Origin of the sequence: Microcoleus sp. CZ3-B2 (assembly GCF_036705055.1) — a bacterium.
In the GTDB taxonomy this organism is placed as follows: domain Bacteria; phylum Cyanobacteriota; class Cyanobacteriia; order Cyanobacteriales; family Microcoleaceae; genus Microcoleus.
Genome location: NZ_JAUBTN010000048.1, coordinates 1 through 15,421 on the forward strand (window position 1 = coordinate 1; position 15,421 = coordinate 15,421).

Here is a 15,421-nt window from a genome sequence, read left to right on the forward strand (position 1 = left end):
TGCCATTTTTTCAGAAGGGTATGAGAGCTATGTCCTTGATTGAGTCTATGTTTTAACGGGGTTGTCACCCCGTCAGGTTACTTCCTCCACAGAAATACCGCGCCGCTCAGCAGACTGTAAGAGATATTGCTCCAATTCAGGTGATAGATTCAGCGTCAAATTCATAAACCGCTCCTATTTGTTGGTAATTGCTGCGTTAAAACCTTCAATCTTCAATCTAAAATTGCCTAACTTCCCGGACGCAAATAATCCAAAAGCCTATCGCCCGAATCGGCCCGAATCAAAGCAACCACAACATCCGGCAAACTTCCCAAACTTGGATAAACAAAATAACGCGGTTCCCAGCGCGGCCCAAACTTATCTTTAAAACTGTGCAATCCCTTAAAATTATAAAACTTGCTCAAGTGATCCGAAAGATAAATCAAAACCTTTTCTAACCGCCCGGATTTACCCTCTTCTCCGACTCCCGCCAAAGCCGACAAACCCAAATCAAATTCTGCATAGCCCAATTCTTGACAGTGCTGCAACATCGAAGCAAATAAACACTCCATCGTGCCATTTTCTACCTCAGTGCGCCGCCGCATTAAATCAACTCCGATCGCATCATTACCCACAGATATCATATTCGCAAAAGCACTAATTTTACCGTCGGGAGTGTGAATTGCTACGGCGCGCGTTTTCTGCAAATATGCCTCGTTAAACCAACCCACAGAAAACTGTTTTTCCGCACCCTGAACCATTTGCAGCCACTCGTCGCTAACAGATTTCATTTGTCGCATCAATTCCAAACTTAAAGGAGGTTCGTAAAATTCAATACGATGGCCTGCTTTTGTCAGTCGGTTAATCGCAGTTCTTAAGTTTTGATTTGCCTTGCCTTTGAGAGTAAAACTTTTGAGATTTACAATCGCTTCTTCGCCAATTTGTAATACTCGAAAACCGAGAGTAGAATACATTTCTAAATCGTCGGGCAAAGTTTGATAAAATGCTGGATACCAATCGTTGCGATCGCAAAATTCTTGAAACCCCAGAATTGCCTCTTTGCGGTCTTCTGCAGGCCCGATGGGGTCTCCGAGGGCGATCGCGCCTCTACCTTTGGGCACGTAGGCGATCGTACTTTTTCCCGAAGCACTAAAATAATAAGATTTATCCTCAAGCAACGCCAGTCTCGCTAGGGTTGTCCGCCCGTATTCTGCTACAACTTCCTGAGCTTTATTGCGTTCCGAAATACTTGCCGAATTTCGCAGCAGCACCGGCCGCAGCAGCATCAAAAGTGCGTAACCAAGCGTTACCGCACCGACAGCATAAATCGAATCTGCGAAAAAGTTAGCAAACCGAGTTTTCGGAACCAAACCCGCATTGTCCGCCGTAAAAAACATAGCGAAAGTCTGGTACAAAGCATCGTCCAAATTGAAATTAACTGCTCGTTCGTTAACTTCAAAACGCCCGTCCAATATATAAAAACCAGCCGTACCGTAAGCGAGTGTAAATAATAAAGCGCCTACCAAAACGCGGATTCCTTGAGCAATTGAAGGGCGATCGGATTGAGCGGTAAATGTCTTCCGCATCACCAATAATTGCAACAGCAGCACCCCAGAAAGCAAACTTTCTTCAATATCTAATCCCTTAACTAAATGAACTACGATAGAAACGTTTAACAGTCCCACAGTCAACAACCAAGCAATCCGCTTGCGCCGCAACAAATTAGCAGCTAAAGTTAGCAACATAAACCCGATAACGGCTGCAAAAAAATGGCTTCCTGCACGGACGGTAAAAGGAAAAAACGGTTCCAGCCAATTTCGGCGATCGGGTAAACTGGGAGTTACGGCAGATAGCAGGTTAATAATTCCTACCAATCCAGTTAAAAAGGATGCGGTCCATAGTCCAATCCTATTTGTTCGGGATAACACTGTTCACCTTTAATAATTTTAACAACATTTGCCCTAGGGATATATTATGAAAGCAATGGCCGATCGCGATTGTGTTTTGTGTTCGGGGTAGGCTGGTTTTGGTAAGAAAGCCGGTTTTTTTGTTTGATGAGTTTTATTTAGGTTCGTAGTTGGGTGGGGGGGGGTTTATGTAAATTGTCGGTGGGAATTAAAGATTGTTGGTGAAGTCGCCCCTACCTGGGCAATATTTTTCTTAGCTGCGACTACGACTTGGGGAATATTTTCCTTACCACCCACAGCATAACTAATATCAGCCCGCCCAATCCTAAACCGCCAAGCAAACTCCAGATAATCGTCGCGGTGAAGGGATGAAGCGGGAGGGAAGAATCGGGTTGCCATTTAATGGGTGTATCCTTGATTAGGGATAGGCTGCTGAAAAGATTTGGCCGCCGCCGATCGCAGTTCCGACAAAAAAGATGATATTCTCAAGTTGGCGATCGCGCTTTTTATCATTTTATCTCGATCGCGATCTTTCTGCTCTTCTTCCTTTTGCTTGTATAATTGTATTTGTTCGCGATCGCGCTGATGTTCCCTTTCTCCCTGTTCCCCGCTCAACTGCGCCTGTTCGATTTCCACCATCCCGCGAATTGGAGAATGGCCGTTAACAATCGCGGATTTGCGATCGAATTTCATTCATTGGGTAGCGAGAAACCGGGTTTCTATGAGATTTTCGGTTGGGCGCAATAAATCTCGAAACAAACCCGGTTTCGGGGATTTAAGTGCATCTAATTCTATCGTTTCGTAGCGAGGAACCGGGTTTCTATGAGATTTTCGGTTGGGCGCAATAAATTTCGAAACAAACCCAATTTCTGGGATTTAGGAAGAAATTCGGTTTCTATATAAATCCGGCTTTGTATTGATTAAAACTTAGAATATCTCCCGATTAACTATCGGGAGAATATCAATACTACTCCAGAATCCAAGGACTCAAGCAAGAAGTCCAATTACTCAATTCATCCGATTTGAACCAGAGATTAATTTCTTGGTTCGCAGTTTCCACAGCATCAGAACCGTGAATGATGTTGCGGCCGACATTCACACCAAAATCGCCGCGAATTGTCCCAGGTTCAGAATACAGAGGATTTGTAGCGCCAATGATTTTTCTCGCCGACGCCACCACGCCCTCGCCTTCCCACACCATCGCCACCATTGGCCCAGAAATGATGAAGTCTACCAGTCCCGCAAAAAACGGTCTTTCTTTGTGTACGGCGTAATGCTGTTCGGCTAGTTCCCGACTCGCCGTGATTAGCTTCATCCCAACTAGCGTGAAGCCTTTGGCTTCAAAACGACTGATAATTTGACCGACGAGTCCGCGCTGTACGCCGTCGGGTTTAATCGCTAAAAAAGTCCGTTCCAAGATTAACTCCTATTATTTTCTTAACCGATCCAAAAGATAGAGTAGCTCACAATGTACCCAATGGCAATTCTGGGAAGAGCAAATTGTTATTTTAGACAGAAGTGTCATTGCGAGGAACGAAGCAATCGCCGAGACTAAGATTGCTTCGTTTTAATGAATTATATCGTTTCCGCTTGCATCGTCAGGTGATTTAACCGGCGCTAGAACACAGAGTACACAGAGTCCGAGAATATATATCTGAATCATTCCGATGAAGAGAGGATTTGATATTATGGCGACTTCCGGCTGCTTTGGGGTGAAGAAATTCAAAAAATGCGCTCGCTTTGTTCGGTGCTAGAACGGTATGCTTGGAAAGCTTCTCTCCTTCAGAAGTTGGTTTTAGTCGAAGTCCTGGAAGCAACTGCTACGTTTTTTTTCGAGGCGGCGCTAGCTGTGGTAATGGAGTTGCAAGAAGCTACTAACAAAGAATATGTTTATTTTGAAGGAGGTTCTGTGGGTTGGGAAAGTCATCAGATTGTGAACACACCTGAAATGTTGCAAGTTTTGACAGAGATGGAAGTTACTGATTCCGAACGTCAAGCGGCTTTAAAATTAGCAAAAGATGTATTTGAATTATTTACTGAAGCGATGAAAGAGTTGTTCGGACCCAGCAAAACAAATTCTGGCAATACTGTGCTGCAAGTATCTTCGATTCCTGCGTTCGATCGCGCTTTTGAGTATCAATAAATCTGAGATTGTTAGTGCCAATAAATCTGCGATGGGGCGGGCGGGTTTTGCCTGTGTTTTGTCGCTTTTTTCTGGGATGTTCAGCTCAACCCGCCCCGACAATTAATGACTTACTTAAACTATTACTAAATTGTCTCGGTGTACTGCTGTTTCTACGCCTGCGTAGCCTAAAATTTCTGCAATTTTATCGGACTTACATCCCTGAATTTGTTTCAGTTCTAAACTGCTATAATTCACAAGTCCTCTGGCAATTTGTTTGCCTTCTCCGTCGCACAACTGCACGGAATCATCTGCTTGAAACTCTCCTTCTACTTGAAAAATTCCGGCAGCTAACAGCGATTTTCCGCCGTGGGAAATTGCTTTGACAGCACCCGCATCTAAATACAGTTTTCCTGCTGGAATTAGCACGTTGGCTATCCAGTGTTTGCGAGCGTTTACTGGGCGAGGTTGCGGCTCGAATTGAGTGCCGATCGACTCTCCGTTAAGTATTTTTTCGATATTACCAGGAAAACAGCCGTCTGTGATGACTGTCCGCACTCCCGATGCTGTGGCGATTCTGGCTGCTTCAATTTTTGTTAGCATTCCGCCGGTTCCCCAACCGCTGCGGGAATCTCCTATTTTGATCTGCAATTCTGTGAGCTGTGCCATACTTTGGACTAGGGCGATCGGCTGCGCGTCGGGATTGCTGCGCGGATCTGCAGAATACAGCCGATCGACATCTGTGAGCACGAACAACCAATCTGCTTCTACCAAACTCGCTACTAGCGCCGAAAGCGTGTCGTTATCACCAAATTTGAGCTCGTCTATCGCTACTGTATCGTTCTCGTTGACGATCGGAATCACGCCCAACTTCAGCAGTTGCCCAAAGGTATTGCAAGCGTTAACATAACCGTTGCGCTGCACTAAATCGCCCCTAGTGAGCAATACTTGGGCGATCGGCTGTTGTAGAGTAGTAAACAAGTCATCGTACACGCGCATCAGCCGCCCTTGGCCCACGGCGGCCACAGCCTGTTTCATAGCGATATTTCGCGGGCGTTCCGTCAAACCCAAGCGCGCGCAACCCACGCCCACCGCACCGGAAGAAACCAAAACTACTCGATGGCCGCTCTGCCGCAAACCTGCTAATATTTCGACTAATGCAGCAATAGTTGAGAGAGCTAAGTTTCCGGTAGTCGATCGAGTCAGAGTCGAAGTTCCTATTTTAACAACAATAGTTTGAGTCATTTGTTATTTGTTATTAGTTATTTGTTGTTTGTTATGACAATCAGAGCTTTTTTATTTAATTGCGATCGAGTTCCAAACGGCCTATTCATAAACAATATTTCAGATTAATTACTAATATACCTCTCCAATAACTATTGTGGAACAGGCAGGATGCCTGTTCCAAACAGGCTTTTTATGATATGTCTAATCACTGATGATACCAAATCCGGGTAATATATGATTCGGCGGTTGAAACCGCGTCTACACAAACGATGTCGGCCTGCGCCGACTGGTTCATAAAGGGTATCCAAAACCCGAATTTGGTATGACTGCTAACTACTAACCAATTACCAATGACTACTGACTACTGACTAATGACTAATGACTACTGACTACTGACTACTGACTAATGACAACTGACTAATCTTTAATTTTCAGAGTTGCCCCCAAAGCTTGAGAAACCCACACTTCAAAAGAGCGCACCGGATACTTGCGAAGCGCGTAGCCAGCATCAATCATTGGCTCGACTAAAATAGTAAACATACCCAAACGATTGCCGGCCAAAACATCCGTAAAAAGTCGATCGCCCACCATCGCCACCTGTTCCACCGGCAAATTCATCGCCGTCACAGCTTTTCGCAACTTGCGGCGCGACGGTTTAGCAGCACCAGTAATATAAGGTAGATTCAACGACTCAGCAATTCGACCGATCCGAGTCTGACTTAAATTATTGCTCGCCAACCACAGCGATACTATCGGTTTAATTTCTTCCACCCACACGCTGAGTTCGGGAGAAGCATTCATTGCTGTCATGGGAACGAGAGTGTCGTCCACATCCAAAACTAATCCTTTAATCTGATATTCCTGAAGAATATCTGCAGTTAAATTTACGATCGAATTGCCTAAAACTAAGTCAGGCTGTAATAGTTTACCCCAAGTCATAATGATTTTAGAGTTGAGATTTTAGATTTTAGATTCAGAAATAAGAAATTGGAAGTTAAGGATTAAAAAAGTAAAAAATCTCCAGCGAGCGTTATTGCTTTTGCTTTGTTACTTTTTACTTTTGTATTAGTTTTTGCCAATCTATTGACCCGATCGCACTTTTTGGTCAACTTGAGCCACAGCAGCATTGTGTTCGGCCAGGGTGCGGCTGAAAATGTGAGTGCCGTCGTACCGAGCCATAAAATACAGATATTCCGTATTTTCAGGAGCCAGAGTAGCTTCCAAACTGGCAATTCCCGGAGACGCGATCGGAGTTGGCGGCAGCCCTACATTGATATAAGTATTGTAAGGAGAAGGCGTTTCCACCTGCTTAAAAGTCAAAGGCTTCTCCTTAGTTTGCCTGATGCCGAGGGCATATTCAACTGTAGGATCGGAGCCCAAGGGCATATTGTTTTTCAGACGGTTGTTGAACACGCCTGAAATGCGATTGCGCTCGCTCGCCACCACGGCTTCTTTTTCCACAATACTCGCCAGCGTCACCCACTCTTTCAAAGAAAACTTAGTATTGTTCTGATTTTTTTGATAGACCGGCAAAGCTAACCGCTCGAAACGATCGAGCATTTGCTTAATGACAGCTTCCGGGCTAATTGCATCGCCGTCTAGCTGATAAGTATCCGGGTACAAAAACCCTTCCAAATGAGGCAAGCCGCTGGGTAGCCAAGGGTACTGAGCGTAGGGAACTTGACTCGCTGCCGCCATAAAATCCTTAGCCGGGAAAAAACCTTGGGCTTCAAAATAAGCACTCATTTGTTGCATCGACCACCCTTCGGGAATCGTGAAACTCTGCTGTGCGACTTCGCCATTCCAAATTTTCTCAGCAACCGCACTCAGAGGCTGAGTCGCCGACAGTTGGTAAGTTCCGGCTTTAAAACCTCCGTCGCGGTTTTGCATTGTCAGCCAGCGGGCCCACATATCCCATGCTCCTGCCGATCGAATTAAGCCCGCGGCTTCCAAATCCTGCCCGATTTGTTGACTGGAAGTACCGGGGGGAATTTGGATGGAAACAGCAGCACCATCTCCCGAAGAAGTTGAGGTTTCAGCGATTTTAGGAGCGGCCGAAGCCCAGCTCCACCAAGCCCAGCCCTGCCAAGCGCAAACACCCCAAATTGCCGGCAGCAACACCAGATAAAACAACCATTTTGAAAGTTGCGGAGCAGCTTTTCGGCTCTCAGACTCGCTGCTTTTTGTCAGTTGTTCTTTGCTCATAGTGCGTTGTCCTCGATAAGCGCCAATTAATTAACGACTAATGACTAACTCTCTGCGATTGTTGACCGAAAGTCAGGGATGCAGCCTGTTCGATCCACCCAAAAACTGATATAAGCCCCCGAGTTCAGTCGTGGAGAGACTGAAATTTTAGACAAGAGTTCAACATCCCAGATTCACCTAGCTGCAAGTAAATCTAAAATCTAAAATCGACGCTCCGCAACCATATTGGCGCGGCTCAATTCAACACCCTGAGCGGACAGGGCAGAAGGCACAATCTCGAAAAAGTTCGATCGGGCAAGCAGTTAACTTCTAACCATAAGATAATCAAAAATTCTGCTTTTTGCCGTCAGGTCTTCTGCCTGCAATCAATATCTAATCAGGCTCGTCAAAAAACTGGTCTTCTAGCATCGGCAACATCGGTTCGAGCCTTTGGAACTCTTCTTCCGAGAGCAATTCCGGCTCGCCGTCATCATTGATGCGAGCCAAGATAAAGAACGGATCGAGAGGAGTATAAATGGCATATTCCTGTTCTTCGTGATAGAAGCTGGTCAGCCACATCAGTTCCTCGAAATCCGACTCTTCATCGGGATCGGTATCCGGTGCCATCTCCTCGTCGGGAAATTCTGGCAATTCGCCAACTACAGTCAGCGTCACCGCCGTGCGCCGGAGTGTCAAGTTCTGCTCTTGCAGCACAACTTGAGCAATATCAAAAATTTTGTCAATTTCGGTCTCGTCTTCTACAGGAATTGCTGCTTCGTCGCTTTCGTCTCCGTGCCAAGTAAAAATTTCTACTGGAGAGTCGATCGGAATCAGCAAAGCATATTCTTGACCTTCTAGGTTCATCGAATGCTCTATGTTGCAAGTCAGCGAGCGCCCGAATTCATCCGTCAGGGTGACGGACTCTTCGTTGGAACTGCCATTCTCTTTGCGGTTTGGGGATGAGGACATCGCGTGTATCTTAATTTTCCGTCAATTATTCAGTAATTTGTGCTTGACAATGGGGAGTTTTCGTGGCGATATTCTGGCGGCGCGGGCGATCGCCAGCCCACAAGTTTAAACTGCGAGACTCGCGGCATTTTCCACGCGGAGAGTGCAGCGTTTAAATTTCTGTCTAGTCCAGAGCGACACTGAGGACAAATCACAATTTTGTGCTGCTTCAGTACCGAAGGGTACAGCGAAATTTTCTCAAGTATGTCAACGGTTACAGGTGTGCCTAGCAAACTTGCACAACTAGGATATCACGGCTTTGTTAAAAGCTATCACGATTGGGAACAGGGGCGATATTTTGTCTTCTCATATCCAACCACCGCTGCAAAATCAGCGCTGCTGCTTTGCGATCGATCGAACCCTTATTTTGCGAAGGCGAAATTCCTTGTGCTTGAATCAATTCCTCTGCCTCAACCGAAGTCAGGCGCTCATCTGCGTATTCTAGGGGGAGTTCTAAGGCCTCGGCGATGCGGCCAGCATATTTCTGCACTTGTCGCGCTTGATTGCCCAATTCTCCGTTCATGGAGTAGGGCAAGCCTGCAACCAAAATTTTTACTCCGCGCGATCGGACGAGTTCTCGCAGACAAGCTACGTCGCGATCGAAGGACGATCGCACCAGAGTAGTAATCCCCGTAGCGATTAAACCTGTGCCGTCACATCCGGCGATGCCGACTCGTTTGCTGCCGATATCTAATCCGAGGGCTGAAATCCATAATTTTTCGTTGGACATTATTATCGATTTTAGTTTTTAGATTTACTGTTTTTGGGCGGATACAATTTTATTTAACGAACCGCGAAGACGCAAAGAACGCGAAGGAATAACAGAAGAAAGCAAGAAGATAATAGGCAATATTAAGTTGGTATCAATCAAAAGCAGAAGGAAATTCCTGTAAACATGACAGAAAAAAAAGTAATTTGTTGAATGATTAATTCTATTCTTTTCTGCTTTCTACCTGCTACCTTCTGCTTTTGATTGTTAAGAATTGAGTTCTCCTAGCGAGCCGCCGTCTGGAGGCAATTCCGGCAAATTCAGAGGCAAAATGCTGTTGGCATCTGTTGCTGCTGATTCGGAATTTTGGCCGTTCAAGGGGTTAATTCGATCGGCTTGACCGTTTCCTGAGTCCGACAAAAACGGTTTAATCTCTGAGGACGCGGGCCCTGCTGCGGCTTCCCCAGCCATCGGGCCTAGCCAGGACATCCGACCCGGTACGGGTTTGCGAGTTGGTTGGAAGCTCTGCAACATTTCTGATAGTTGGAGTCCTTCGAGGGAGACTAACTTTGATTCGCGCAGTTTGTGCCATACCGATCGAGACATCAGCAAGCTGTGTTCCACGCGCACGGCTCCAAATTGCTCTAAATAAGCTTCGCGTTCCGGTTGATAGTCGGCGGAAGCTAGTTGCAGGCTTTGAACGGGGAAGTCTTGAACGAGTCGCGCCATCTGGGATAGCAGTTCCGGGTACAGCCAAGTGTAGGCCGGGTGTACGGTCAACTGGGCGACGTGTGGCGCTTCGCCGTTGCGGGATAGCTGCACCTGAAAATAGCCGATCGCGGCTTTGCGCTGCGGTTCAAACACGTAACCGCTGACTACTTCTGTTTTCGCCAGCCACTGTCTGGCACCTTCGACTAAAGCGCCGAAAAAACTGGTTTTGAAGTCTTGAATGTGCCGATCGAATACTTGGCGCACCAAGGGCGGCATCGATGCGGTATCGAGTTGATACAGCAATTGAGCGTCCGCGTTGCTGACCGGCAGCAGGTTGGGCAAATCTGGGGTTGAGTTTGCCATGAATTGCAGGCGTTCTGGAGCGATCGTCCAGTAAGTCATCTGCGCCAACGGCTGAAACCCGTTCTGCCGGTACAAAGCCAGGGAGTTTTTGTCGCCGACGTTCACCTCCAACAGCCACGTCCGCGCCTCCCAGACTGCCTCAAAGCAGTACCGCAGCAGCATGGAACCAATGCCTTTGCTGCGGGCTTCTGGGTCTACTCCGATGCGATCTATCCGCCAAGTGCTGCGGGTGCGGTTGAAAGGAGAAATCTGAATTATGCCCTTAACTTTCCCCTGTTCTTCAGCAACGTGGGCCCGAAACAAAGACTGACAAGGGTTGGGAAACAAGCTAAGCAGCTTTAGCATTCCGTACCAGCGACGAATCTGCTGCAATTTTTTACCTAGTACCAAGTCGCAGCTTGCACCCTTGCGTTTTTCTGGTTGTTCGGCTGTTTCCGCGCACAGTTGTTCCATCGCCTCGATGTCGCGGTACTGAAACGGGCGAATCACAACCTGGTTTTGGTTTTGAGAGGTAAATGAAGTCATAGCACGAAAGTGGGGAATGGAAGTTTTTAAATAAAATTTCAGAAAGGGGAAAAGTTAGGGAAGTTTTGAGTTTTGAAGGCGTTAATTTTGCGTTCAAAACTTAGAACCTGTTCGGGGACGCGAGCGCCTACAAAGAAACCGGGTTTTTTACTCTTGCTGTGGGTTACTGCGAAGGAAACGCTTTTAAAAACCCGGTTTCTGGCAGCCCGTGCGTCCGCGAACTAAAAACTTTTGATGCTTCTCCCTTTCTCGATCGAGGGAAAATTAAAAATTTCAAATCATCTTTTTTTAATTTTTAATTTGAATTTTTAATTTTCAGTTTTAAAATCAAGATTTCTGTGGCAGAGGTCGAATCAATACGACCGGTGTTCGCTCGTCAGCATTCCCGGCGGGGTTGCTTCGCAAGGCTTGCTCTAAAAATGTTACCGATAAATCGGAGGTCGCTGCTAATATCTTAACTGCTTTCAAGTCATTGGCGTCTACGATCGCCGCCGCAAGTCCAGTTTCTCGCTGAATTTCTTCTACAACTTGCTGGGGATTGTCCGGGCCAAGCACAATAAATTGGTCGAAGGGAGGCAGAGTCCCGGTAACGTCGTCGATTAGCCTTGCTTGTTCCCCTGCTAACTGGTAAAAGACTCCCGGTTTACCCAATATTTTAGCTACAGAGCCGATCGCAAATGCTGCAACTACGCGCCAAGGCCCAACTACATCCACCAAAGTTTGCATTCCGCAAGCCGTGGCCAAACTCGACATCGGCAAGAAAAACAAGCAAACTCGCTTGGCTACCCATCCGGGTTTAACTTCGCTGGGGTGGTGGTAGCGTCCCTGCATCAAAGCTAGGGGAGTTTCTGCAAGGGCGACAATATCACCTTTCTGGGCGCGCGGCAGCACGTAGCGCTTGACAATTTCGACGGGATCGTCTAGTTCTGCCAGTATGTGGGTGCGAATTGGCAAGACTTCGGCAACTCCGACATTGCGGGCGACGGGTACGGTGTCGGAGTTGGGAAATTGCAGCGGTACTACTACGTTGCGGATTTTGGGGATGCGCCCGCCTGGGCCGTAGGTGACGAAATGTATTTGCACCCAAGCTGACTGCAATTTGGTTAAATCTTGCCCTTGAATGTCTACAGAGACTTTAATTTTGGTGTTTTGTTGGGCTTTTACAATATAGCCGAACCAGTAATCGTCCGATCGGGCTTTTGCGTCTTTGTGACAAGGAATCACTTTTGTCTGGAAAGTCACGCCATCCAAACTTGCGTCTGACAGCAGTTTCACCTGTGCGCGCACTTCCGGCAACATCACCTCGAACCGCTGTGTCAGGTTGCGGAATTCCATTTCCCCGACTAAAAGATAGCGATTGGGTTCGTTTATGGCTAAGTGCCATTCTCCGGCTGTAAGTTCTAGTTTATTTGCACTCCCAGTCCGGCGATAGTTCAACTCTAGGCCCAATCCGCCCAATGCTAGCAGCGAACCTGCTGCTGCGATTCCTGTTGCTAAACTCTCAATCACTCAAATCACCGCCAATAATATTTTGTGTTTACTGTAGTCGATATCGGGTACTTCGCGATCCGATCCGGTAGTAATTGGAAGTTGTGGGGGTTGTTGGGGGCGGGGTTGGGAGTGGGATGGGGAGCATCTCACTTTTGCAGCCAAGCTAGAAATTGGAGGTAGGAGACAGGAGACAGGAGACAGGAGACAGGAGGAAAGAGGAAGAAAGAAGGAGTCAAAAGAAGTATTTTTACAAATATGAGATGCTCCCGTGGGATGGGCGCGATCGAAATAGATTTTTCGGATGACTTGCACGGGATGGCGGGAAATTCGGGTAGACTTTATGACTGCCCGAACAAATATTATCGCGGTTTTTATTCCAACCTTGCTCTTACTTCATCAGCCGACAACTGAGGTAATTGTTCTACAAACAGTGTCAATTGTTCCACCGGCATTGCTAATAAATTGGTAAGGGCAGCAGGCAGAATATCCTCCAATTCATTTTGGCGCATTCTCAAGACATTTTCTGCTAATAATTTAACCGCTTGTTGTCTTCCTGCTTCATCCACTGTCAGCATGGATATTGCCAGCAACAGCACTGTAAATTCCGCAGCGGGCAACTTTGATATTGGAGATAAAAAAGCTGTCATTTTTGAGTTAACTTCTCCAAATCGCACTTGCAGGAAATTCTCTAAGATTAAGCGCTGTTGTGTTTGCCTGCCTTGTTCTAATCCTTGTTGTTGTGCGGCTTCTAACTGTTCTCTAAAAAGTGATGGGATCGCCATAATTAACTCCCGCTCTTCTGGCTGTAACTCTTGTTCGGTATCGGTTACTAAGTTTGACTGTAACTGATACAGCAATTCTAGCGCGATAATCCGTAACGGATCGTCGGTTGCTAAATAGCTCAGTTCGGCGATCGCCCTTTGCTGCACTTTTCCTTTGCCTAAAATCCTCAACCACAACGTTTCGGGAGTTTCGGGCAATTGGTGAATCACCACCATTGCCGATTTCAAATGCCTCGGCAAAAAATAAATGCCATCGAGCCAATCATCCGGCTTGGGTACCGCACCAAAACCCTCCAGCAGTGCTTTCGACGCTGTAGGTGTCAAAATCCACAATAAGGGCAGCTTAGCATCGTCGTAGCGAGTATTTTCTCTTCGGGCTTGCCGCTCCAATTCACCCCGCAAATCCCATAACTTACTCATACAGCTAATGACTTCGCCGACAGTTACTGGATTGCAAAACGGTTCAAAAATTGCCGCCGTATCAGCCATTTTTCACAACAATCCTAAAGTTGCTGAGTATTCGGGAATTACAGTGCTGGGAATGAAATAAACATCGATTTCTCGGACTTCGGCAGTAACATCATGCCCGATATTCACCGTTCCGATGGGAGACAGCAGTTCTGTCAACAAGTCTTTGGCAAAGCGATCGTGAATAAATCGCGTCATAAAAATTTGCTTTCATATTTTATGATTTAATTTTATAATGTTGCTGTCAGATATTTAATATCAATTCCGGCTGCACCGGAATGATATAGAGGACACGGCAGTGCCGTGTCCCTACCACGATCAATTGTAGGGACACGGCACTGCCGTGTCCTCCGTTTATATCATTCCGATGCTAACGGAATTGATATAAGATGTTTTATCTGACAATAAGTAGACAAGCATAAAAAACTCAAACACCCAGATATCGCATTTTACGTTCCTTGAAAATGCAGGCCGGAATCAATATCCAATTTGCAAAGTCACAGAAGCTTCAATCTGCTGTTCCCCTCCCACCACAGGCGTTGCAGCATTAGCATCAGCCCTAGCAGCAGCAAATTGGCGGTACACGGGAGCTGGCGCGATCGCACCGTTGACTTGAATTCCCTGAATCTCGCCGCGCTTGAGGTTGAGCGCGCTCAAGACTGCATCCGCTTGCGATTGAGCGTCTTGAGTGGCTTTTTTGAGTGCTTGTTTTTGAGCTTGTTCGATCGCGCTTTCGGCGGCCACAAAACTCACACCTTGAATGCGCGTTGCTCCGGCTGTCACCGCATCGTCGAGCAAAGTGCCTGCAGATTCAGTATTAATCTGAAAACTGACGGTATTCGTAGCAGTATACCCTGTCAGCCGCTGCTGGTTGTTTTCGTAGCTGTAATTCGGGCTGAGGGTAATGCCGGCAGTTTCGAGTTTTTCGACTTGGCGCGATCGCAGCAACTCTACCACAGCGGACGATCGCCTCGCCGCTTCCTGCTGCACCGCGGTCGCCGTTTTCCCCTGCACCTCAACCCCCAGCCGCACTTGGGTTTTAGTTGTCGGAATCGCTTCCACACCCCGCCCGGTAACAGTCAACGTTCTGAGCCGCTGTTCTTGAGCAACCGCCGGATCTAACCTCACAAAACTCACGAAAGTTAACGTTAAACACAACGCTGTTAACAGACTGCGGAAATTATTTCTAGTACCGCGCCGCAAATTTGAATTCATAACTTTGATTATCCTCACATACAACAGATGCTATACTTTACCTTCGCACGGGAATTACTAAATATCCAGCCTGTTACATTTTTGGCAACTAAAAAAAAACATTAGTCATTAGTCATTAGTCATTAGTCATTAGTCATTGGTCATTAGTCATTAGTTATTACTATATGCAATCCTTAAAACGAGTGGGCCGCCGACTCAAAAAAGAAACTTACGCTGTTTATTTAGCCAGTACAGACCCGAGAGTACCTTGGTACGCCAGAATTTTAGCAGGCCTTACGGTTGCCTACGCTTTTAGCCCGATCGACCTAATTCCTGACTTCATTCCAGTTTTCGGTTACTTTGACGATTTAATAATTGTACCTTTGGGAATTTGGCTGGCATTAAAAATGATTCCCCCACAGGTTTTAGCCGAGTGTCGGGAAAAAGCCGCCGCCAAAATAGAGGGAGGAAAACCGATAAATCGGGCTGCTGCTGCTGTAATTATTGCCATTTGGATTGGCTTGGGAATATTAGCCGCAATTTTGCTCAAACAAATATTGAAACGTTAGAATACCCGGCGGTTGAAACCGCGGCTATACAGACAAAACCCGGATGGTGCGCGGGTTGAATAATAGGCGGTGAAAATTATGTTTTACCTTATTCTCTCTTCGTCTGCGGAGGCGGACATCGTTTGTGTAGACGCGGTTTCAACCGCCGTCTGATATTCATGATATTATATTCTAGGGCGATC

General features: G+C 46.6%; 17 protein-coding genes. 2 read left to right on the forward strand and 15 right to left on the reverse strand.

Annotated features, from left to right (window positions below):
* Positions 1–227: 227 nt before the first annotated feature.
* The 4 genes from QUA97_RS19745 to ndk form a co-directional block, all read right to left on the reverse strand.
* On the reverse strand, positions 228–1,853 hold the full coding sequence (locus QUA97_RS19745; protein WP_333195624.1) for a bifunctional lysylphosphatidylglycerol flippase/synthetase MprF: 1,626 nt from the start codon (positions 1,851–1,853) through the stop codon (positions 228–230).
* 219 nt (positions 1,854–2,072) lie between these two features.
* Positions 2,073–2,285 carry a hypothetical protein gene (locus tag QUA97_RS19750; protein ID WP_194008474.1) on the reverse strand — a complete coding sequence of 71 codons (213 nt, stop codon included), beginning with the start codon at positions 2,283–2,285 and terminating at the stop codon, positions 2,073–2,075.
* On the reverse strand, positions 2,286–2,579 hold the full coding sequence (locus QUA97_RS19755; protein WP_333195625.1) for a hypothetical protein: 294 nt from the start codon (positions 2,577–2,579) through the stop codon (positions 2,286–2,288).
* Positions 2,580–2,853: 274 nt separating this feature from the next.
* Positions 2,854–3,303 carry a nucleoside-diphosphate kinase gene (ndk, locus tag QUA97_RS19760; RefSeq protein ID WP_194008476.1) on the reverse strand — a complete coding sequence of 150 codons (450 nt, stop codon included), beginning with the start codon at positions 3,301–3,303 and terminating at the stop codon, positions 2,854–2,856.
* A gap of 312 nt (positions 3,304–3,615) precedes the next feature.
* Here ndk and QUA97_RS19765 point away from each other — a divergent pair, with 312 nt between their 5' ends.
* Positions 3,616–4,029, forward strand: coding sequence for a hypothetical protein (locus QUA97_RS19765; protein ID WP_194066474.1), 414 nt, complete (start codon positions 3,616–3,618; stop codon positions 4,027–4,029).
* A 114-nt stretch (positions 4,030–4,143) separates the two neighbouring features.
* Here QUA97_RS19765 and proB read toward each other — a convergent pair whose 3' ends face one another.
* From proB to QUA97_RS19820, 11 genes are all read right to left on the reverse strand, one after another.
* The gene (gene proB, locus QUA97_RS19770) at positions 4,144–5,253 is read right to left on the reverse strand and encodes a glutamate 5-kinase (RefSeq protein WP_333195626.1); all 1,110 of its coding nucleotides are present in this window, start codon (positions 5,251–5,253) and stop codon (positions 4,144–4,146) included.
* A gap of 399 nt (positions 5,254–5,652) precedes the next feature.
* On the reverse strand, positions 5,653–6,174 hold the full coding sequence (locus tag QUA97_RS19775) for a YqeG family HAD IIIA-type phosphatase (protein ID WP_194008478.1): 522 nt from the start codon (positions 6,172–6,174) through the stop codon (positions 5,653–5,655).
* A gap of 141 nt (positions 6,175–6,315) precedes the next feature.
* Positions 6,316–7,440, reverse strand: a complete 1,125-nt coding sequence (gene mltG / locus QUA97_RS19780; RefSeq protein ID WP_333087110.1) for an endolytic transglycosylase MltG — start codon at positions 7,438–7,440, stop codon at positions 6,316–6,318.
* Between the two features lie 372 nt (positions 7,441–7,812).
* Positions 7,813–8,388, reverse strand: coding sequence for a DUF3727 domain-containing protein (locus QUA97_RS19785; protein ID WP_333087112.1), 576 nt, complete (start codon positions 8,386–8,388; stop codon positions 7,813–7,815).
* Positions 8,389–8,417: 29 nt separating this feature from the next.
* Complete coding sequence (locus QUA97_RS19790) at positions 8,418–8,582, reverse strand: hypothetical protein (RefSeq protein ID WP_333195627.1); 165 nt, start codon at positions 8,580–8,582, stop codon at positions 8,418–8,420.
* Positions 8,583–8,689: 107 nt separating this feature from the next.
* Positions 8,690–9,157 carry a Holliday junction resolvase RuvX gene (gene ruvX, locus QUA97_RS19795; protein ID WP_333114336.1) on the reverse strand — a complete coding sequence of 156 codons (468 nt, stop codon included), beginning with the start codon at positions 9,155–9,157 and terminating at the stop codon, positions 8,690–8,692.
* Positions 9,158–9,403: 246 nt separating this feature from the next.
* Positions 9,404–10,735 (reverse strand): GNAT family N-acetyltransferase, encoded by a 1,332-nt coding sequence (locus QUA97_RS19800; RefSeq protein ID WP_333195628.1) that lies wholly within the window; start codon positions 10,733–10,735, stop codon positions 9,404–9,406.
* Positions 10,736–11,062: 327 nt separating this feature from the next.
* Entirely contained in the window at positions 11,063–12,244 is a 1,182-nt protein-coding gene (locus QUA97_RS19805) for a F420-0:Gamma-glutamyl ligase (protein WP_333195629.1), read from the reverse strand.
* Between the two features lie 353 nt (positions 12,245–12,597).
* On the reverse strand, positions 12,598–13,497 hold the full coding sequence (locus tag QUA97_RS19810; RefSeq protein WP_333195630.1) for a flagellar assembly protein H: 900 nt from the start codon (positions 13,495–13,497) through the stop codon (positions 12,598–12,600).
* Positions 13,498–13,500: 3 nt separating this feature from the next.
* A complete protein-coding gene (locus QUA97_RS19815) occupies positions 13,501–13,674 on the reverse strand; it encodes a hypothetical protein (protein ID WP_333195631.1) in 174 nt (57 codons plus the stop codon).
* A gap of 279 nt (positions 13,675–13,953) precedes the next feature.
* Positions 13,954–14,691: an SIMPL domain-containing protein gene (locus QUA97_RS19820; RefSeq protein ID WP_194067320.1), complete on the reverse strand. Its 738-nt coding sequence runs from the start codon at positions 14,689–14,691 to the stop codon at positions 13,954–13,956.
* 164 nt (positions 14,692–14,855) lie between these two features.
* Here QUA97_RS19820 and QUA97_RS19825 point away from each other — a divergent pair, with 164 nt between their 5' ends.
* The gene (locus QUA97_RS19825; RefSeq protein WP_333195632.1) at positions 14,856–15,239 is read left to right on the forward strand and encodes a YkvA family protein; all 384 of its coding nucleotides are present in this window, start codon (positions 14,856–14,858) and stop codon (positions 15,237–15,239) included.
* The last annotated feature ends 182 nt before the right edge of the window (positions 15,240–15,421 follow it).